The organism is Tahibacter soli, from assembly GCF_025717065.2.
GTDB lineage: Bacteria > Pseudomonadota > Gammaproteobacteria > Xanthomonadales > Rhodanobacteraceae > Tahibacter > Tahibacter soli.
Window position 1 is genome coordinate 427,055 of the sequence record NZ_JAOVZO020000003.1, and the last position, 18,893, is coordinate 445,947.

The 18,893-nt window shown below is 68.1% G+C and carries 19 protein-coding genes and 1 tRNA gene; 11 read left to right on the forward strand and 9 right to left on the reverse strand.

Annotation, left to right across the window (positions count from 1 at the left end; translation table 11 throughout):
• Positions 1-14: 14 nt before the first annotated feature.
• Genes OD750_RS04335 through thiD form a run of 3 tightly spaced genes read right to left on the reverse strand, consistent with a single transcriptional unit; the run spans position 15 to position 3,511 of the window.
• On the reverse strand, positions 15-2,327 hold the full coding sequence (locus OD750_RS04335; protein ID WP_272841784.1) for a hypothetical protein: 2,313 nt from the start codon (positions 2,325-2,327) through the stop codon (positions 15-17).
• The gene (locus OD750_RS04340; protein ID WP_263545071.1) at positions 2,324-2,659 is read right to left on the reverse strand and encodes a hypothetical protein; all 336 of its coding nucleotides are present in this window, start codon (positions 2,657-2,659) and stop codon (positions 2,324-2,326) included. The genes OD750_RS04335 and OD750_RS04340 overlap by 4 nt, the downstream gene beginning before the upstream one ends.
• Positions 2,660-2,677: 18 nt before the next feature.
• Positions 2,678-3,511 carry a bifunctional hydroxymethylpyrimidine kinase/phosphomethylpyrimidine kinase gene (gene thiD / locus OD750_RS04345; protein ID WP_263545072.1) on the reverse strand — a complete coding sequence of 278 codons (834 nt, stop codon included), beginning with the start codon at positions 3,509-3,511 and terminating at the stop codon, positions 2,678-2,680.
• A gap of 294 nt (positions 3,512-3,805) precedes the next feature.
• Between thiD and OD750_RS04350 the strand changes: the two genes are divergently transcribed.
• A complete protein-coding gene (locus tag OD750_RS04350; RefSeq protein WP_263545073.1) occupies positions 3,806-4,855 on the forward strand; it encodes a hypothetical protein in 1,050 nt (349 codons plus the stop codon).
• A 192-nt stretch (positions 4,856-5,047) separates the two neighbouring features.
• On the opposite strand, the gene OD750_RS04355 is transcribed toward OD750_RS04350, so the two are convergent.
• The 3 genes from OD750_RS04355 to OD750_RS04365 form a co-directional block, all read right to left on the reverse strand.
• The gene (locus OD750_RS04355; RefSeq protein ID WP_263545074.1) at positions 5,048-6,439 is read right to left on the reverse strand and encodes a PhoH family protein; all 1,392 of its coding nucleotides are present in this window, start codon (positions 6,437-6,439) and stop codon (positions 5,048-5,050) included.
• 74 nt (positions 6,440-6,513) lie between these two features.
• The gene (locus tag OD750_RS04360; protein WP_263545075.1) at positions 6,514-6,975 is read right to left on the reverse strand and encodes a peroxiredoxin; all 462 of its coding nucleotides are present in this window, start codon (positions 6,973-6,975) and stop codon (positions 6,514-6,516) included.
• Between the two features lie 16 nt (positions 6,976-6,991).
• A complete protein-coding gene (locus OD750_RS04365) occupies positions 6,992-7,552 on the reverse strand; it encodes a glycine cleavage system transcriptional repressor (RefSeq protein WP_263545076.1) in 561 nt (186 codons plus the stop codon).
• 144 nt (positions 7,553-7,696) lie between these two features.
• On the opposite strand from OD750_RS04365, the gene dapA reads away from it, so the two are divergent.
• Together dapA and OD750_RS04375 are read left to right on the forward strand one after the other, a co-directional pair.
• A complete protein-coding gene (dapA, locus tag OD750_RS04370; protein ID WP_263545077.1) occupies positions 7,697-8,584 on the forward strand; it encodes a 4-hydroxy-tetrahydrodipicolinate synthase in 888 nt (295 codons plus the stop codon).
• Positions 8,585-8,671: 87 nt separating this feature from the next.
• Positions 8,672-9,232 (forward strand): hypothetical protein, encoded by a 561-nt coding sequence (locus OD750_RS04375; protein WP_263545078.1) that lies wholly within the window; start codon positions 8,672-8,674, stop codon positions 9,230-9,232.
• Between the two features lie 56 nt (positions 9,233-9,288).
• Here OD750_RS04375 and fdxA read toward each other — a convergent pair whose 3' ends face one another.
• A complete protein-coding gene (gene fdxA / locus OD750_RS04380; protein ID WP_263545079.1) occupies positions 9,289-9,612 on the reverse strand; it encodes a ferredoxin FdxA in 324 nt (107 codons plus the stop codon).
• A gap of 42 nt (positions 9,613-9,654) precedes the next feature.
• Positions 9,655-9,730: transfer RNA gene (locus OD750_RS04385), tRNA-Glu, on the reverse strand.
• Between the two features lie 124 nt (positions 9,731-9,854).
• On the opposite strand from OD750_RS04385, the gene pcnB reads away from it, so the two are divergent.
• From pcnB to pgi, 6 genes are all read left to right on the forward strand, one after another.
• Positions 9,855-11,195, forward strand: coding sequence for a polynucleotide adenylyltransferase PcnB (gene pcnB / locus OD750_RS04390; RefSeq protein ID WP_336407549.1), 1,341 nt, complete (start codon positions 9,855-9,857; stop codon positions 11,193-11,195).
• A complete protein-coding gene (gene folK / locus OD750_RS04395) occupies positions 11,192-11,674 on the forward strand; it encodes a 2-amino-4-hydroxy-6-hydroxymethyldihydropteridine diphosphokinase (RefSeq protein ID WP_263545081.1) in 483 nt (160 codons plus the stop codon). Before pcnB ends, folK begins: the two co-directional genes overlap by 4 nt.
• Before the next feature lie 63 nt (positions 11,675-11,737).
• A complete protein-coding gene (panB, locus tag OD750_RS04400; protein ID WP_263545082.1) occupies positions 11,738-12,559 on the forward strand; it encodes a 3-methyl-2-oxobutanoate hydroxymethyltransferase in 822 nt (273 codons plus the stop codon).
• Between the two features lie 11 nt (positions 12,560-12,570).
• Positions 12,571-13,413: a pantoate--beta-alanine ligase gene (panC, locus tag OD750_RS04405; protein WP_263545083.1), complete on the forward strand. Its 843-nt coding sequence runs from the start codon at positions 12,571-12,573 to the stop codon at positions 13,411-13,413.
• A 303-nt stretch (positions 13,414-13,716) separates the two neighbouring features.
• Complete coding sequence (gene panD, locus OD750_RS04410; RefSeq protein ID WP_263545084.1) at positions 13,717-14,097, forward strand: aspartate 1-decarboxylase; 381 nt, start codon at positions 13,717-13,719, stop codon at positions 14,095-14,097.
• Between the two features lie 107 nt (positions 14,098-14,204).
• Positions 14,205-15,830: a glucose-6-phosphate isomerase gene (pgi, locus tag OD750_RS04415; protein WP_263545085.1), complete on the forward strand. Its 1,626-nt coding sequence runs from the start codon at positions 14,205-14,207 to the stop codon at positions 15,828-15,830.
• On the opposite strand, the gene queG is transcribed toward pgi, so the two are convergent.
• The gene (gene queG / locus OD750_RS04420; RefSeq protein ID WP_263545086.1) at positions 15,827-16,879 is read right to left on the reverse strand and encodes a tRNA epoxyqueuosine(34) reductase QueG; all 1,053 of its coding nucleotides are present in this window, start codon (positions 16,877-16,879) and stop codon (positions 15,827-15,829) included. The two genes, pgi and queG, sit on opposite strands and share 4 nt — an antisense overlap.
• Positions 16,880-16,903: 24 nt before the next feature.
• Between queG and OD750_RS04425 the strand changes: the two genes are divergently transcribed.
• Complete coding sequence (locus tag OD750_RS04425) at positions 16,904-18,418, forward strand: NAD(P)H-hydrate dehydratase (RefSeq protein WP_263545087.1); 1,515 nt, start codon at positions 16,904-16,906, stop codon at positions 18,416-18,418.
• The gene (gene tsaE, locus OD750_RS04430) at positions 18,411-18,875 is read left to right on the forward strand and encodes a tRNA (adenosine(37)-N6)-threonylcarbamoyltransferase complex ATPase subunit type 1 TsaE (protein ID WP_263545088.1); all 465 of its coding nucleotides are present in this window, start codon (positions 18,411-18,413) and stop codon (positions 18,873-18,875) included. The genes OD750_RS04425 and tsaE overlap by 8 nt, the downstream gene beginning before the upstream one ends.
• Positions 18,876-18,893 lie beyond the last annotated feature (18 nt).

An 18,893-nucleotide genomic window follows, 5' to 3' on the forward strand; every position in this document is an offset into this window, starting at 1 on the left:
TCTTTGCGGCCGCGCTACTGGTTGACCTGCGAGAGCAGCGAAATCGGCGCGTTGGTGCGCGTGAACCGGATATTGGTGCCGGGGACCGCCAGATCGATCGTCACCGTGTTCGCGGTGCTCGGCGGGTCGGCGCGCACGGGCTGCGTCAGCTTGAACCGGATCGTGCCGACGTTGCGCGTCTGTGCCTGAGAGGGCGGCGTGCACGAGCGGCAAAAACCCGTGGTGATCTCCTGCAGGTTGATCGTCGCGGTATTGGCCAGATCGACCGGCGTAACCGGAACGACCGCCCAGCGCGAATTGCCGAGGCCGTCGGGGTAGTACAGATACCCGACCAGCAGCGGCTGTGCGCCGCCCTTGAGCGTGAACAGCTCCATGCCCCAGCCGGAATCGCCGTTGCCGGCCCACCAGTGGCCGCCGAAGTCCGGCGTCGATCGCGCGGACGCGTCGATCGCCGGTTCCATGCACCAGCGGCCCGTTTCGCTGCGCAGCGACCACGACATCACGGCGAGCCTCGGCGCGCCGCTGCGGTCGCGCGAGCGGCACGTCGGCGAGTTTTCGGCCTGATTGAAGTCGATCTCGATCGTGCCGGCGACGGTAGGATCGAGCTCGCTGCGCCGCAGCGCGGCGTTGTAGATCACGCGCTGCAGCGAAATGCCGTGGCTTTCCTTGCCGCCGACGAACACGCCGTCGACGACGCGACCGAAGCCCTGGTACCACTCCGGCACGCCGTTCGCGTCGTAGGTGTAGAAAATCACGAAGTAGCGGTCGCCGTTGACCGGGTCGCGGTCGAACAACTGGAAGTCGATACCGTGGCCGTTGTGCGCGCGGTCGAACCAGTTGCTCGGAATCGGCGTGCCGTAGAGCGGCGGCGTCGCCGGCGTGTTCGCCCAGCCGAGCGCGTGCAGCATCGGCAGCGCAAGCCCCATTTCGCGGATCGATTCGCCGTTGTCGAACGCGTTCATGAGATCGCCCGTCTGCACCGTGTGCGACAGCGTCGAGCCTGGATTCGTCGCGCACGGCTGCGACGCGTCGTCGCGATCGCACGGTGCGAACATCAGCGGGAAGTTGTCCGGTACGGCCTGGCCGCGATTGTCGTTCTCGGGCGAATTCACCGCTTCGGCGGCGGCCCAGCGCAGGCCGTTGTTCGACACGAGCGCAGCGGCGCGGTCGGCGTCGCTCGTGGCGTTGCCGAGGAACGGCTTGTACGTGCGATCGGCCGTGTTGACGGCGACGAGCTGTTTGCCGAACGCGTCGTCATACGCCGTGCCGTTGCCCGAGGTCGCTCGCGTGCCGACCGGGCCTTGCGTGCGATCGACATTGACGAGTCCGACGAAGCCGAGGCCGTGCGTGAGTTCGTGCATCGACGTCGTGACGAAGTCGATCGTGCGGTTCGGCTTCGATGCGCCGGTAAAGCCGTAGTAGAACGGCCGGTTGATGACATTCGACGGCGGGTCGATGTCGCTGTTGAACGTCGCTTCGATGTCCGGCGTGCCGCAGTCGCCGCCGACCGCGCCGCAGCGTGTCGTGCCGGCCTGCCGCACCGCTTCGCCGATCGCGTACCACGTGTATTTCTCGGGCAGGTACGGCAGCGGAAAATCGTTGCCGTCGAGCACGAACGTCTGCGGACCGGCGTAGGCGATCGTCGCGCCTTCGGTCGGGCTGCCGCCTTGCGCCTTCCAGCACGCGCGCACGGTCACGTCGACCGGCGACTGGATTTCGCCGGAGAGCCGGCTGCCCGCGTAGATCAGCGCGTTGCGGCGCTGCTGTCCGAGCGTCGTGCCGTTGTTGCCGTCGATCGGCGTCGCCGGGGTCGTGTCGTTCCACGGTGCGACGTTGCAGTCGGCGCCGGGTTGGTCGAACGCGAACGTGATGCCGCGCGCCGCGGCGCTCGCGTTGATGCGCGCGGTCAACTGCACGTTCTGCGCCGCGGCGGCGCCGTTGACGACCGCGATGTACCAGCGCCCGCTGCGCAGCGGAATCGAGTTCGAGCGCTGCACCGCGATCGATTCGCTGCCGTTCGCGCTGATGCCGCGATAGTGCGCATAGCGCAGCAGCAGGTCGAAGTCCGGGATGGCGCCGCCTTCGGTCAGGTCCGGGAACGGCGAGCCGTAGCGCAGCAACAGATCGGTGTCGCCGGCGCCGTTGTTGACGAGATCGACGACGAGCTGTTGGCCGGTGTCGCCGACGTCGAAATAGTAAGGCGTCCACAACGCGCCGCCGGGTACCGAAAACGCGGCCGGCTGGCCGTCGACGAGGCCGATGGTCGGCGCGGCGCCGGCGAGGGGCGCCGCGGCGAGCGCGAGCAGGGCGAGCAGGCGGCGGATCATGGCGTCGGATGCTCCGCGTCGATCGCGGCGTGTGCGCGCAGTTTCGGGTTCGGCACCTCGCGGCAGACGATGTGCAGTTCGCCGTCGGGGCCGGGCACGGCGCGCATCTCGCTGACGCGCGGCGCGGGCGACCAGGCGACCGACGGTTTCGCGATCGGGCTCGTACCGATTTTCGGCACCGGCGGCGCGGCGGCGAGCGGCGGGACGACGCCCGGCTGCGGATCGGTCGCGAGCGCGCCGGACGGCAGTGCTAGCGCCAGCGCCGAAAGCACGAGTGCCGACGGCACGAATGCTGACGACACGAATGCTGACAAGAAGGGGGATTTGCTCATGGCGATGCTTCCGTTGCGTTAGTCGTCGCCTGGCGCGCGCCGTAGAAAACCGGCGGGCGGTTTCACGGCGTGGTCAAGCACGTCGATCTTACTGCGGCCTGGCCGATAAGCCCCGTTCAGTGCGGTATGCACGTATCGGGTCGCGGCGTCGCAGGCGGCGACGAGATCGCGCTTCAACACCAGGCCGGCCGTTATCGCGGCGGCCAGCGTGCAGCCGGTGCCGTGACCGCGGCGCGGCAGGCGCGGGTGCTCGAACGCGAACTCGCGACCGCCGGCATACAGTCGATCGACGACGGTGCGGCCGGCACGGTGGCCGCCCTTGATCAGCACGGCCTGCGCGCCCGCGTCGAGGAGATCGGCGGCGACGCGGTCGCAGTCGGCGGCGCGGCGGATCGTGCGGCCGGTCAGTGCCTGCGCTTCGGGAATGTTCGGCGTGACCAGCGCCGCGCGCGGCAACAGAAGGTCGCGCATGGCGTCGACGGCGCGCGGATCGAGCAGGGCGGCGCCGCTGGTTGCGATCATCACGGGATCGACGACGAGCGCCGGCAGGTGCCGGCGCGACAGCGCGCGCACGACCGCGCGGATCGTGCGCGCGTCGCCGAGCATGCCGGTTTTCGCGGCACCGATCGAAAAATCGTCGAACAGCGCGTCGAGCTGCGCCTCGATCATGGCCGGCGGCACGGCGTGCACGGCGGTCACGGCGCGCGTGTTCTGGGCGGTCAGTGCGGTGATTGCGGAGAGGCCGTGGACGCCGAATGCCTGGAACGTCTTGAGGTCGGCCTGAATGCCGGCGCCGCCGCCGGAATCGGAGCCGGCGACGGTGAGGGCGCTGGGAAGCGGCGAGCGAGTCATCGTTGTTGTAAACCTGCAACAGATCGGAGGGCGGAATGCCCGAAAAGGGCGAAATTTGGCTTGAAATCTGGCGATGTGGCGGTTGTTGCGCGCTTGACTCTGTGTTGCGTTCTTGCCAAAATCGCGCCGTCATCACCACAAGCCATGGAAGCCGCACGGCATCACATGCAGCGGGCTAGCGCAACAGCAGCGTTGAGGAAGTCGATGGGAGCGCTCAGTTTTGGCCTGGCGCTCCCGTTCTGCGTTTGTACTTCCGAGGCGTCCGCGCAGTCCGCAACCGGTGGTTCTTCGGCGATGCAGCGCTGGCACGACTATGCCAGACAAGCCATCCAGCCGGATTTCTCCTGGGCCGAACCGGTCGAGCGCGTCGCGCCGCCGCAGGTCCTCGATCTCATCGTCGCCAGCGCGTCGTCGACGTCCGCCTATGCGCGGATCGGCCGTAACAGCGTGCTCGGCGTCAGCGTCAATTCGAGCTTCGCCACGGGCGCGCCGGCGCGCCTGAACAGCGACGAAGCCGTGTTGCAGCGCGCGCTGCCGGACGACAGTCTGCTGCAGCGTTACGTCGTCGCGCCGTCGTTCACGCACGGCTGGGGCGTCAACGGCTACTGGTCGGTGTCGGCGCTGTTCGCATATCAGCGCTTCGCCAACGCGACGGTCGGCACCGGCGAGTTCGATGCCTATGTCGTTCCGTTCGTCGCACAGCGTCCGCAGGAAACCTCGTTCGGCCGCGGCGTGCGCATGGAGGCGGGTCAGGCACTGACCGAGCGCCTGCGCTGGACCACGAGCTACCAGTCGCGCGTCAACATGGACGCGTTCAGCAGCTACGTCGGCGTGTACTCCGACCGCGCCGACTTCGATATTCCGGCCAGCGCGGGCCTGGGCCTCGACTACGCGTTGACGCCGTCGCTCAGCGTCGGCGTCGATGCCGAGCGGCTGATGTACAGCGAGATCCGGCCGTTCACGAGCCAGGCGTTGCCGCGCCGGTTCCTCGCGGCGCTCGGCAGCGGCGTCAGTCCCGAATTCGCATGGGACGACCTCAACGTCTACAGCTTCAATGCGCTGTGGAAAAATCCCGGTTTCGGCGATTTCGGCCTGCGCTACAGCACGCGCACGCAGCCGGCGCCGACGTCCGCGCTGCTCGATCAGCTGCTCGGCGACGTTTCGCAATACAGCGTCGATCTGAGCTTCGTGCATCGCACGAGCGACTACGGCCAGTTCCGTGTCGTTGCGAGTTATGCGCCGACCCAGTACCTCCTCGACACGCCGGCCATGCGCCCGCTGACGCGCGATGCGCTCGCGAGCAATCGCATGGAGTACGAAGTGGTCTGGGCGATGCGCTTTTAGAATCTGCGAACAGGGCTTGCGTAGACGGGAGCGAAAGCTCCCGTTTTTTTTAGACGTCACCGGTTGCGTCGAGCCTGTCTTCCTCCGTAGTCCGCGTGTCTCCCACAACCCCGCCAACGCTGCGCGTTGGCCGCCCCCTTGACTCAAGGGGGCTCCGGAAGAGCGCAAGGCGCGTCGGGTTGTTGAGGATTTCTAGAGTTTTTCGGACGCGTAGTCGGCCAGGCGCGAGCGTTCGCCGCGGCGCAGCGTGATGTGCGCGCTGTGCTGCCATTCCTTGAACCGGTCGACCGCATAGGTCAGGCCCGATGTCGTTTCGGTCAGGTACGGCGTGTCGATCTGTTCGACGTTGCCGAGGCAGATCATCTTCGTGCCGGGGCCGGCGCGCGTGAGCAGCGTCTTCATCTGCTTGGGCGTCAGGTTCTGCGCCTCGTCGATGATCACGTAGCGGCTCAGGAACGTGCGTCCGCGCATGAAGTTCAGCGAGCGGATCTTGATGCGCGAGGCGAGCAGGTCGTTCGTCGCCGCTCGGCCCCACGCGCCGCCTTCGCTCGGGCTCGTCAGCACTTCGAGATTGTCGGTCAGCGCGCCCATCCACGGCGTCATCTTTTCTTCCTCGGTGCCGGGCAGGAAACCGATGTCCTCGCCGACGGACACCGTCGCGCGCGTCATGATGATTTCGCGGTAGCGCTGCTGGTCCATCACCTGCGCCAGGCCCGCCGCGAGCGCGAGCAGCGTCTTGCCGGTGCCGGCGGTGCCGAGCAGCGTGACGAAATCGACGTCCGGATCCATCAGCACGTTCAGCGCGAAATTCTGCTCGCGATTGCGCGCGGTGATGCCCCAGACGTTGTGCGAACCGGTGTAGTCCTCGGCCAGTCGCAGCTTGGCACGCCCGTCGCGCACTTCGATCACGCGCAGCTCGAGCATGTCGTCGCCGTCGGGAATGTACAGGCACTGGTGCGGATACCAGTCCTCGTTCTTGCGCAGCTTCACCTCGTAGAACGTGTGGCTGCGTTCGGACCAGGATTTGAGGTCTTTCTGGTGCTGCGACCAGAAAGTCTCGGGCAGTTCGGTGTGGCCGACGTAGAGCAGGTTGAAGTCGTCGAGCGCGCGGTCGTTTTCGTAGTCTTCGGCGGTGATCCCGAAGATCGACGCCTTGATGCGCAGGTTGATGTCTTTCGTGACGAGGACGACCGGCACGCCCTTGTGCTGTTCGCGCAGCGCGAGCACCGACGCGAGGATCTGGTTGTCGGCCTTCGTCTTCGCGCCGTTGGCGTCGCCGCTCTTCGTCTGGAAGTAAAGGCGGCCGACCACTTTGGTGCGCTTGAGATTGACGCCCTGCGGCGAGATCAGATCGAGGCCTTCCTCGATCTTGCGGCCGTTGCTGTGCTCGATAAGTTCGTTGATGAAACGGCTGACCTGACGCGCGTTGCGCGCGACTTCCGATGTTCCTTTTTTTGCGTTGTCCAATTCTTCCAGAACGGTCATCGGCACGAACACGTCGTGTTCCTCGAAGCGGAACAGGGCCGTCGAATCGTGCATCAGCACGTTGGTGTCGAGCACGTAGATGCGCTTGCCTCGGGTCATCGGTCAGCCTCGGGCGTTGGGAGTGCGCCGGTCGCTGCCGGCATGTCGAATCGAAGCGGGCGCGCGGACGTGGGTCACGCGCGGGGGATGCTCCCGAGCACTTCGGCGGCGTGGCCGGGCACGCGCACGTTGCGCCACGCCTTGGCGATCCTGCCGTCGGGGCCGATCAGGAACGTCGAGCGTACGATGCCGAGATAACGGCGGCCGTACAGCACTTTTTCGTGAATCACATCGAACGCCTTGCACCACGTTTCGTCGGTGTCGGCGATCAGCGGGAACGGCAGCTGCTGACGTTCGGTGAATCCCGCATGCACGCGCGCGGTGTCGCGCGAGACGCCGATGACGACCGCGCCGCGCTTGGCGAAATCCTTGTGCAGGTCGCGAAAGCTCTGCGCCTGGGTGGTGCAGGTCGGCGTGTTGTCCTTCGGATAGAAATACACGACGACCCAGCTGCCTTTGAGCGACGCGAGCTTCAATGACGAACCGTCGGTGGTGGTGCCGGTAACGGAAGGAGCCTTGGTGCCGGGTTCGATCATGCTGGAGACTTCATCCTCAGAACTTCATCGGGTCCATGATGGCGTCGAGATTCAGGCCGTCGCAGAACTCCAGAAAATCGTCGCGCAGCGCCGCGATGTGCGTCGTCGACGGAATGCCGACGGTGACCTGCGCGGAAAACATGTCCGCGCCGGTCTGCATCGCGCGATAGCGCGTCGAGTGCAGCTGTTCGACCGTGATGCCGCGGCGCGCGAAGAATTCCGCGAGCTGATGGAGAATGCCCGGACGGTCGGCCGACACGACTTCGACGACGTACGGCAGCAGCGTGTTCTGCACCGGTTTCGGCCCGGTGCGAAACTGCAGGATGCGCAGGTTTTCGCCGCGCTCGAGCTTGTTGAGCGCATTCTCGAGTTTGGCGATCGCGTCCCACGGACCGACCGCCAGCGCGAGCACCGAGACGTCCTGGCCGAGCGTCGCCACGCGCGCTTCGACCAGATTGCAGCCGCAGTCGGAAATGCGTCGCGTCACCGCGACCAGCGGCGATTCCGGCTGGGGCGCGAAGGCGTTGATCAGAAGGAAGTTCTCGTTCGCCGTAGGGCGTGGCGCAGCGTCGGTCAAGGCGGATTTACCTGCTTGCTTCACGGTCCGTGCGTCGCCTGGAGGTTACGCCGGCTTTCGCACCGGCGGCGCCGCCAGAATACTTGCCACGTATGGGGGCCGCAAGTAACATCCGCCGCTCTTCAGACCGGCGCGGAACTGCGTGTGAATTTTTCCGGAAGCATCTGTGCGCTGGCGACGCCGTTCGGCGTCGACGACGCGCTGGACCTCGACGCTTTCGCGCGCCTGATCGAGCATCAAATCCGTGGCGGTACCCAGGCTCTCGTCGTCGCAGGCTCGACCGGCGAAGCGCACGCGCTCGCCGCCGACGAATTCGACCGCCTGCTCGCGTTCGCGATCGAGCGCGTCGCCGGACGCGTGCCGGTGCTTGCCGGCACCGGCACCGCGAACACGCACAAGACGATCGCCGCGACGCGGCGCGCCCGCGCGCTAGGCGCCGACGCGGCGCTCGTGGTGACGCCTTACTATGTGCGTCCGACGCAAGAGGGCCTGCGCCGTCATTATCTCGAGGTCGCCGAGCACGGCGATCTGCCGATCGTGCTGTACAACGTGCCGGGCCGCACCGGTTGCGACATGCTGCCGGCGACGGTCGCGGCGCTCGCGCCGCATCCGCGCATCGTCGGCATCAAGGAGGCCGTCGGCGATGTCGACCGCGTCAAGGCGCTGCTGGCGCTGGCGCGCGACGACTTCTCGGTGATTTCCGGCGACGACCCGACCGCGCTGCGCAGTCTCGCGCTCGGCGCCGCCGGCGTGATCTCGGTCGCGAACAACGTCGTGCCGGCGTTGTTCCGGCGGTTGTGCGATGCGGCCCGCGCGGGCCGTGCCGACGAAGCCGCCGATCTCGATCGCCGGCTTCAGCCGTTGTTCGACGCGCTCGGCGTAGAGTCCAACCCGATTCCGGTCAAATTCGGCCTCTCGGCGATCGGAATCGGAACCCCGCGTTTGCGCCTGCCGCTGAGCGAGCTCAGCCAGCCGCACCGTGGGCGCTTGCGCGAATTGGTCCTGAATCTGCAAGATGCCGCGGTTGCGTAGCGTGCGTCGCAGCTTCGCCTTTGGATGGAAGGTCTCGTGGGGGCGCTGCCAGGCTCCCCGGACGTTCCCTAACACACAGGGTCTCCCGTGAACTCGAAGTCCGCGATCCGTTTCGTTGTGCTCGCCGCCGTGGCGCCCCTGGCGCTCGGCGCCTGCAGCTGGTTCAAGCCGAAGTCCGACTGGGACAAGGCCGTTGAAGCGCGTCCGCTGGAAATTCCGCCGGACCTTGAAGCGCCGCCGCGCACGAACGACATGGTCGTGCCGGAAAGCGGCGGTGCGGCCGCGACGGCCGACGCCCCGCGCCGCGCCGCGCGCAGCGCCACCGGCATCGACGGCCTGCACGTCGCCGACGGCGTCGACGGCACGTGGCAGCGCATCGGTCTTGCGCTCGAGCGCGCGAACGTCGGCCAGGTGTCCGCCAAGGACGAAGCCGGCCACACGTACGAACTGACCATGACGACGACGCGCGAAGCGGCGGAGCAGGGCGGCTGGATCAAGCGCCTGTTCACGCGCAAGAAGATGGAAACGGTCACGCAGCGCGTCAATATCGGCGTCAGCGCCGATGGCGAAGGCAGCCGCGTCAGCGTCAGCGGCGATGCCGCGGCGGTGCAGCGCGTGGTCGCGTTGCTGCGCGAACGACTCGGTTGAGTCGTTCGCTTTCGAGTTCGGATGGAATCGGTTCGCCGGCGTTTCGCGCCGGCGTTTCAGCGTTGCAACAGTGCGAGCTTGCCGCTCTTGCCGTCCCAGTCCTTGGCGTCGGCGGGCGGATCGAGGCGTTCGGTCAGCACCGGCCAGCCTTTGGCCAGTTCGGCGTTGAGCGCGATGAAATGCTCCTGGCCGGCGGGCACGTCGTCTTCGGGATAGATCGCGTTGGCCGGACATTCCGGCTCGCACAAAGTGCAGTCGATGCACTCGTCGGGATCGATCACGAGAAAGTTCGGGCCGGCGTGGAAGCAATCGACCGGGCAGACTTCGACGCAGTCGGTGTACTTGCACTTGATGCAGTTTTCGGTGACAACGAAAGGCATGTAGCGACCGAGTCTGCGCGAGGAAAGATGAGAAGAGTAAAGTGGCGCTCCCTACGAGGTTCGAACTCGTGTTCCCGCCTTGAGAGGGCGGTGTCCTGGGCCACTAGACGAAGGGAGCGCGTTGAGGATCAAGCGTGCGAAGTATAGCGGAATTCATTCGCCGGGCAATTCCTTCAAGGAAGCGTAAGGCGCAAGACGACGAAGCCAAGACGGCCCCGGTCAAGCCGGCGCTGCGCGTGGAGCTGCGCGTGTTCGCACGCGAGCAGCACGGCATTTCGCGGCGAAACATCAGCAACGGCGCGCTGCGCGTGCTGTACCGGCTGAACGAGGCGGGCTACGAGGCGTTTCTCGTCGGCGGCGCCGTGCGCGATTTGTTGCTTGGTGGACATCCCAAAGATTTTGACGTTGCCACAAATGCAACGCCGGAGCAGGTGCGCGGGCTGTTTCGCAACTGCCGCCTGATCGGGCGCCGCTTCCGGCTCGCGCACGTCGTGTTCGGGCAGGAGATCGTCGAGGTCGCGACGTTTCGCGGCATCGGCGAGGAAGGCAACGCCGACCGTCACGTGGTCGACGGACGCATCGTGCGCGACAACGTCTACGGCTCGATCGAGGAAGACGCGATCCGTCGCGACTTCCGCGTCAACGCGCTGTACTACAACATCGCCGACTTCAGCGTGCGCGACTACGTCGGCGGCATGGAAGATCTCGACCGCCGCGTGCTGCACCTGATCGGCGATCCGGAGCAGCGCTATCGCGAAGATCCGGTGCGCATGCTGCGCGCCGTGCGCCTCGCGGCGAAGCTCGGTTTCACGATCGACGAGACCGCCGAGCAGCCGTTCGCGACGCTCGGCGAGCTGTTGTGCGAAGCCGCGCCGGCGCGCCTGTTCGACGAGTCGCTCAAGCTGTTCCTCGCCGGGCATGGCCTTGCGAGCTTCCGCGAACTCGATCGCTGCGGCCTGTTGCGCTTCGTTTACCCCGCGACGGCGCACGCGCTCAGGCGCGACGCCGACGGCAGTTTCCGCGCGCTCGTCGAACACGGGCTCGCCAATACCGACGATCGCGTGAGAAGCGGCAAGTCGGTGACGCCGGCATTCCTGTTCGCGCTGCTCTTGTGGGGCGGCGTGCGCGACCGCGCCGAACGCGCGATCGCCGGCGGCGCCGAAGTGCTGCATGCGTGGGCCGACGCCGGCGATGCGGTGATCGCCGAGCAGGCGCAGCGCGTCGCGGTGCCGCGCCGCTTTTCGCTCGTGATGGAAGAAATCTGGGCGCTGCAGCCGCGTTTCGAGCAACGCATGAAGAAGCGCGTGATGCGCTTCCTGTCGCATCCGCGGTTTCGCGCCGCGTACGATTTTCTCGTGTTGCGCGCCGAAGCCGACCCGGCGCTGGCCGAACTCGCGCAGTGGTGGGCCGATGCCCAGTCGGCCGATCCCGAGACGCTCGGCGACATGATCACGCAGCCGGTCGCCGCGGCGCCCGCGACACCGGGTGCGAAGCCGGCAGCGAAGCGCCGCCGCCGCCGTCGCCGGCGCAAATCTTCAGGCGGCTCCGATTCGGGCGGCCCGGATTCCGGCGAACCGACGTGACGATCGCGCACGTCGGCATCGGCAGCAATCTCGGTGATTCGCGTCGCGTCGTCGCCGGCGCCGTCGAGGCGCTCGCCGCCCTGGCGTCGACGCGCGTTGTGCGCAGTTCCGCACACTACGCGACCCCTCCGTGGGGCCGCGTCGACCAGCCGCCGTTCATCAACGCGGTCGTGGAAATCGATACGGCGCTTTCCGCACAGGAACTGCTCGCGGCGTTGCTCGACATCGAGCGCGCGGCAGGGCGCGTGCGGGACGGCTCGCGCTGGGGCCCGCGCGTGCTCGATCTTGACCTTCTGCTCTACGGTGACGCGATAGTGTCGGAGCCGGGCCTGTCGGTGCCGCATCCGCATCTCGCGCAGCGGGCGTTCGTGCTGTTGCCGCTGGCCGAGCTCGCGCCCGATCGCGAGGTGCCCGGCGCCGGCCGCGTGCGCGATCTCGTCGCGCGCGTCGATTCCGCCGGTTGCCGCCGTCTGGCGTGATTGGCGCTTGAGCTTGCCGCTCGGCCGCTTCGATAATCGACCCCTTCGCCGACCGGAACAGCGATGTACGCCAATCCAGATTCCCCGCCGCGTTCCGCGGTGACCGTGCCGCAGCTGCACGCGCGCAAGCAGAGCGGCGAGAAGATCGTCGTCGTCACCGCGTACGATGCGAGTTTCGCGCTGCAGGTCGACGCGGCCGGCATCGACGTCGTCCTCGTCGGCGACTCGCTCGGCAACGTCGTGCAGGGCCGCACGAGCACGCTGCCGGTCACGCTCGAGCACATGGTCTATCACACGTCGATCGTTGCGCGCGGCCTTAAGCACGCGCTGCTGATCGCCGACCTGCCGTTCATGAGCTATGCCGATCGCGGCCGTGCCTACGACGCCGCCATGCGGTTGTGCGGCGAGGCGCAGGCGCAGATGGTCAAGCTCGAAGGCGCGGGCTGGGCCGTCGACGTGATCGCCGCGCTGACCGAGCGCGACGTGCCGGTCTGCGCGCATCTGGGCCTCACGCCGCAGTCGGTCAACAAGTTCGGCGGCTATCGCGTACAGGGCCGCGACGAGACGCGCGCGGCGCAGCTGCTCGCCGACGCGAAGGCCGTCGCCGCCGCGGGCGCCGATCTCCTCGTGCTCGAATGCGTGCCGGCCGCGCTCGCCGAGCGCATCACGCGCGAGATCGCGATTCCGACGATCGGCATCGGCGCCGGACCCGCCTGCGACGGCCAGGTGCTCGTGCTGTACGACCTGCTCGGCATCTCGCCGGGCAAGCGACCGCGCTTCTCGAAGGATTTTCTCGCCGGCCGCGATTCGATCGCCGCCGCGCTCTCCGCTTACGCGCATGCCGTGCGCAGCGGCGAGTTTCCCGGACCCGAACACAGCTACTGACGGTCATGGCCATGCTGACCACGCAAACCGCGGCAGACCTGCGCCGTCACGTTTCCGACTGGCGTCGCGCGGGCGAGCGCGTGGGCTTCGTGCCGACGATGGGCAACCTGCACGCCGGCCACTACTCGCTGATCGATATCGCGCGCCGCCGCTGCGACCGCGTCGTCGCGAGCGTGTTCGTCAACCCGACGCAGTTCGGCCCGAACGAAGACTATTCGCGCTATCCGCGCACCCTGGAACGCGATCGGGAAGGGCTTGACCAGGCCGGCTGCGACCTGCTGTTCGCGCCGACGGTCGAGACGATGTATCCGTTCGGTGCCGCGAACACGGTGAAGGTACACGTGCCGGTCGTGACCGAGCCGCTCGAAGGCGCGTTCCGGCCCGGGCATTTCGACGGCGTCGCGACCGTCGTGGCGCGCCTGTTCAATCTCGTGCAGCCCGACGTCGCCGTGTTCGGCCGCAAGGACTACCAGCAGCTGCTGACGATACGTCGGCTCGTCGCCGATCTGTCGCTGCCGATCGAGATCGTCGCCGGCGATACGCTGCGCGAAGCGAGCGGCCTTGCGATGAGTTCGCGCAACCAGTATCTATCCGCAGCCGAACGCGAGACGGCCGCCACGATCCATCGGACGTTGTTGCGTATGCGCGACAGCGTGGCGGCGGGCGAGCCGGTAGGCGCGGTCGAAGCGGCTGCGAACGCGGCGCTCGAAGCGGCCGGGTTCCGCGTCGACTACGCCGCGATACGCCGCGCGGAAGATCTGGCGCCGGCCGGCGATGCGCGTTCCGGCCTCGTCGGGCTGATCGCGGCGCGCCTCGGCACGACCCGTCTGATCGACAATCTTCCGTTCGTCTGAAAACGCGCGAACTGCGTCACAGGTAGTAGCGTTTTCGCAAACCCTGTGGTAGTCTCACCACAGCCACTGAGATTTACGCAACGCGAGTCCCGGTGGCCGCAGGGCGCATTGTTCAGGTAATCGTCACTCCGATTCATCCCTCGCCGGCATACGGCGAGGGTTTTTTTGCCTGGGCCTTGAGTTTCGCGGGCCGGCAACCTCATCTTTCCGGCCGAAATTGTTGCGGTGCGCAAGCCGCCCGCTGCTATAATTTCGTGCTGTTGTATCCGTGCAACAACGTCCGGCCAGTCCTCGAGGTAACCCATGCAGCTTCAGATGCTCAAGGCGAAGATCCATCGCGCATCCGTCACCCATGCCGAGTTGCATTACGAAGGCTCCTGCGCGATCGACGGCCGCCTGCTGGATATTTCCGGCATCCGCGAGTACGAGCAGATTCACGTCTACAACATCAACAACGGCGCGCGTTTCATCACCTACGCGATCCGCGCCGAGGAAGGCTCGGGCATCATTTCGGTCAACGGCGCCGCGGCGCACCACGCGAGCCCGGGCGACCTCGTCATCATCTGCGCCTACGCGCAGCTCTCCGAAGCCGAGCTCGAAAAGTTCAAGCCGACGCTCGTCTACGTCGACCGCCAGAACCACCTGACGCACACGAACCACTCGATCGCCAAGCAGGCCGCTTAATCGATCGCAACCGGACGCTCCAAGGTCGGATTCGTCATGAGGTTGCGGTGCAACACGCAAGGTAACGGCACGCTATAGTCCCCGGGCACAACGCCCGAGGACTTTCGATGCAAGACGCTCAGCTGGAATCGCTCGCGCGCGAAGCCGCGCGCGTGGCGCCGCGACACCTGCGTGACCTCCTGTCCGACGAAAACCGCTACGCGCGCTGGTCGCATCGCGCGGGACCGGTCTTGCTCGACCTGTCGAAACAGAAGCTCGACGAGCCCGCGCTCGACGCGCTCGGCGCGATCGCGCAGGCGTGCGGCTGGGAGGCGCGGCGCGATGCGATGTTCGCGGGCGCCGTGCTGAACGCCTCGGAACAGCGGCCCGTGCTGCACACGGCGCTGCGTGCGATCGAATCGAGGCTGCCGTCGCCGGCGCCGCAGGCCGTGCGCGACGAAATCGACGCGACGCTCGCGCGCATGGCCGCGCTCGTCGACGCGCTCGAGCGCGACGCGGCCGGCGACTACGGGATTCCTGCCGGCATCACGGACATCGTCAATCTCGGCATCGGCGGCTCCGATCTCGGGCCGCGCCTGGCGGTCGAAGCGCTCGCGGCGTCGCACACCGGGCGTTTCCGCTTGCACTTCCTGCCGAACGTGGACGGTCACGAAACCGCCGCGCTGATGCGCCGGATCGACCCGAAGCGCACGCTCGTGCTGCTGGTGTCCAAAAGCTTCACGACGCAGGAAACGCTGCTCAACGGCCGCGTGCTGCGCGAATGGATCGCGAACGCCTACGGCGGCGACGATGCGGCTGCTGCGGGTCATTTCGTCGCGGTCAGCGCGAACGTCGCGGCGGCGGCGAAGCTCGGCATACCGCCCGAACGCGTGCTGCCGATGTGGGATTTCGTCGGCGGTCGCTATTCCGTGTGGTCGGCCGTCGGGCTCGTGCTCGCGCTCGCGATCGGCATGCCGAACTTTCGCGCGTTCCTGCGCGGCGCGGCGCTGATGGACGATCACTTCCGCACCGCGTCGTGGCGCGAAAACCTGCCGTTGCTCGCCGCGCTCGTCGGCGTGTGGAACCGCAACGCGCTCGGCTTCCCGGCGCACGGCGTGATTCCGTATCACGACGGCCTCGCCGAGCTGCCGGCGTTCCTGCAGCAACTGGAAATGGAAAGCCTCGGAAAACGCGTCGGTGCCGACGGCGCGCCGGTCGCTCAGTCGACCGTGCCGGTCGTGTGGGGCAGCGTCGGCACGAATGCGCAGCACGCGTTCTTCCAGGCGCTGCATCAGGGCACCGACGTCGTTCCGCTCGATCTCATCGGCGTCGTACGCCCGGCGCACGCGCTCAAGGACAACCACGACGCGCTGCTGGCGAACCTGCTCGCGCAGGGCGCCGCGTTCGCGCTCGGCAAGACGTTCGACGCCGCGCTCGCCGAAGCGACGAGCGGCACCGACGACGAACGCCGCGCGCTCGCCGCGCAGCGCACGTTTCCGGGCGACCGTCCGTCGAGCACGATCCTGCTCGACGCGCTGACGCCCGAAAGCCTCGGCGCGCTGCTCGCGCTGTACGAACACAAGGTGCTGATGCAGGCGCTCTTGTGGGACATCAACGCATTCGACCAATGGGGTGTCGAACTCGGCAAGACGCTCGCCAAAGCGATCCTGCCGGCGCTCGTCGACGGCGACGTGCCGGCAGCGTTCGACGCCTCGACGCGCGGCTTGATCCAAGCGATCCGCGAAAAAAGCTAGGCGTCGCCGGCGCGTCGCGCCTGCGCCCAGGCGACGTGCTCGCGCACGAGCTCCGACGGATGCGCGGCGCGCGCGGCGAGCGCCGCGTCGACATCGGCGCCGGCCGGCGCGTTGCCGAGCGCGACCGCGATGTTGCGCAGCCAGCGCTCATGGCCGATGCGGCGGATCGCCGAGCCTTCGGTGCGCGCGAGGAATTCGTCTTCGGTCCACGCGAAGAGATCGACGAGCTGTGCGCCGTCGAGCCGGTGGCGCGGCGTGAAGTCCGGCTCGGCACTCGCCTGCGCGAACTTGTTCCACGGGCACACGAGCTGGCAGTCGTCGCAGCCGTAGATGCGGTTGCCGATCGCCGCGCGAAACTCCGTCGGTATGCTGCCGTGCAGTTCGATCGTCAGGTACGAGATGCAGCGCCGCGCGTCGACCTGGTAGGGCGCGACGATCGCCTGCGTCGGACACACGTCGATGCAGCGCGCGCACGTGCCGCAGTGTGCGGTCGCTGGCGCGTCGGCCGGCAGCGGTAGGTCGGTGTACAGCTCGCCGAGAAAGAACCACGAACCGGCCGCGCGATTGATCAGGCACGTGTGCTTGCCGATCCAGCCGAGGCCCGCGTTGCGCGCGAGCGCGCGCTCGAGCACCGGCGCGGAATCGACGAACGCGCGATAGCCGAACGGACCGACGTGCGCCGCGATGCGGTCGGCGAGTTTCTGCAGGCGGTTGCGCATCAGCTTGTGGTAGTCGCGGCCGAGCGCGTAGCGCGAGACGTAGCCGAGTGCGGCATTTTCCAGAATGTCCCATCCGTCGGGCACGCCGGGCGGCACGTAGTCCATGCGCACGGAAATCACGCGCAGCGTGCCGGGCAGCAGGTCCTGCGGCCGGCTGCGCCGCGTGCCGTGGCGCGCCATGTAGTCCATCTCGCCGTGACGGCCCGCTTCGAGCCAGTTGAGAAGATGCGCCTCGTCTTCGGCCAGGTCGGTATCGGCGATGCCGACCTGCTGGAAGCCGAGTTCGAGTCCCCATTGCTTGATGGCGCTGGCGAGTTGGTCGTGCTGCATGGAGCGGCCATTATAATCGCCGGCATGTCCGAACCCTCGCCGAGCATTGCGCCGTACACGACGGCGCTGTACACCGCCGCGCAAATGCGCCGCATCGACGCCTGCGCGATGGCGCGCCTCGATATCACGGGGCTCGCGCTGATGCAGCGCGCGGCGGCCGCCGCGTACGAGACGTTGCGCCGCCGCTGGCCCGAGGCGCGCCGTATCGCGGTGCTGTGCGGGCCCGGCAAGAACGGCGGCGACGGCTATCTCGTCGCGCGGCTCGCGCGCGAAGCGGGCGCCGACGCGGTCGTGCTCGCGCTCGGCCAGCCGCGCGACGCCGACGCGATGCAGGCGCGGGCGATCTGGCAGGCGAGCGGAGGCCGCAGCGTCGAGTTCGACAGCGAAGCGAGCCTGCCCGAGGCCGACGTCTACGTCGACGCGTTGTTCGGCACGGGGCTCGCGCGTGCGCTCGACGGTGCCGCGGCAGCCGTGGTCGCCGCGCTCTCGCAAACCCGCGCACCGGTGCTCGCGCTCGATATTCCGTCCGGCGTCGACGCCGACACCGGCGCCGTGCCCGGCGTCGCCGTGCGCGCCGACGCGACCGTGAGTTTCATCGGCCGCAAGCGCGGCCAGGCGACCGGCGCGGCGATCGACCATTGCGGCGACGTCGAACTCGCGCCGCTCGATCTGCCCGACGCCGTGCACGCCGAAGAACACGCCGGCGCGCATCTGCTGCGGATCGAAGACCTCGCGCCGCTCGTGCCGGCGCGGGCGCGCAATGTGCACAAAGGGCTCTACGGCCACGTGCTCGCGATCGGCGGCGACGCCGGCATGGGCGGCGCGATCCGCCTCGCGGCCGAAGCGGCGCTGCGCTGCGGCGCGGGACTCGTCAGCGTCGCCACGCGCGGCGAGCACGTCGCGCCGCTGCTTGCGGCGCGGCCGGAGCTGATGGTGCAGACCGTCGGCGGACCGCAGGAACTCGACCCGCTGCTCGAACGCGCGACCGTGCTCGCGCTCGGTCCGGGCCTCGGGCGACGCGCGTGGGGCCACGCGCTGTGGCATCGCGCACTCGACGCCGGCAAGCCGTGCGTGCTCGACGCCGACGGCCTGAACCTGCTCGCCGAAGACGCGCGCCGCTTTCACGGCAACGCCGTGCTGACGCCGCATCCGGCCGAGGCGGCGCGCCTGCTCGGCGTCGATACGCGTGCGGTGCAGGCCGATCGCTATTCCGCGGCGCTCGCGCTCGCCGAGCGCTACGGCGCGGTCGTGGTGCTCAAGGGCGCCGGCTCGCTGATCGCCGCGCCCGGCCGCGCGATCGCGGTATGCCCGTGGGGCAATCCCGGCATGGCGAGCGGCGGCATGGGCGACGTGCTGACCGGCGCGGTCGCCGCCTTGCTCGCGCAGGGGCTCGCGCCGTACGACGCGGCCGTGCTCGGCGTCGGCGTGCACGCGCTGGCCGGCGACGTGGCGGCGGCGCACGGCGGCGCGATCGGCCTCGTCGCCGGCGACCTGATGCCCCACCTGCGCGCCGAATTGAACGGACTGGCCCATGGCTGAGCGGCATTGGCGGTTCGATGACGAAGCGGCGCTCGTCGCGTTCGCCCGCGCACTCGCACCGGCGCTGCGCGCCGGCGGCGTCGTCTATCTCCACGGCGATCTCGGTGCTGGCAAGACGACGCTCGCCCGTGCGCTGATCGGCGCGCTCGGCGTCGAAGGGCGCGTGAAGAGCCCGACCTACAGCCTGATCGAGTCGTACCGGCTGCCCGATCTTTCGATCCACCATCTCGACCTGTACCGCATCGCCGATCCCGGCGAGCTCGAATGGCTGGCGCTCGACGAACTCGATCGGGGCGGCGCGAACCTCGTGCTCGTCGAATGGCCCGAGCGCGGGGCCGGATCGCTGCCGCGGCCGAATCTCGTCCTGCATCTAGCGCATGCCGAGCCGGGCCGCACGTTGAATGCCGTGGCGAGCGATTCGCGCGCCGCGGCATGGCTCGCGGCGATTTCCGAATGACGCGGTTGTTTACCGCGA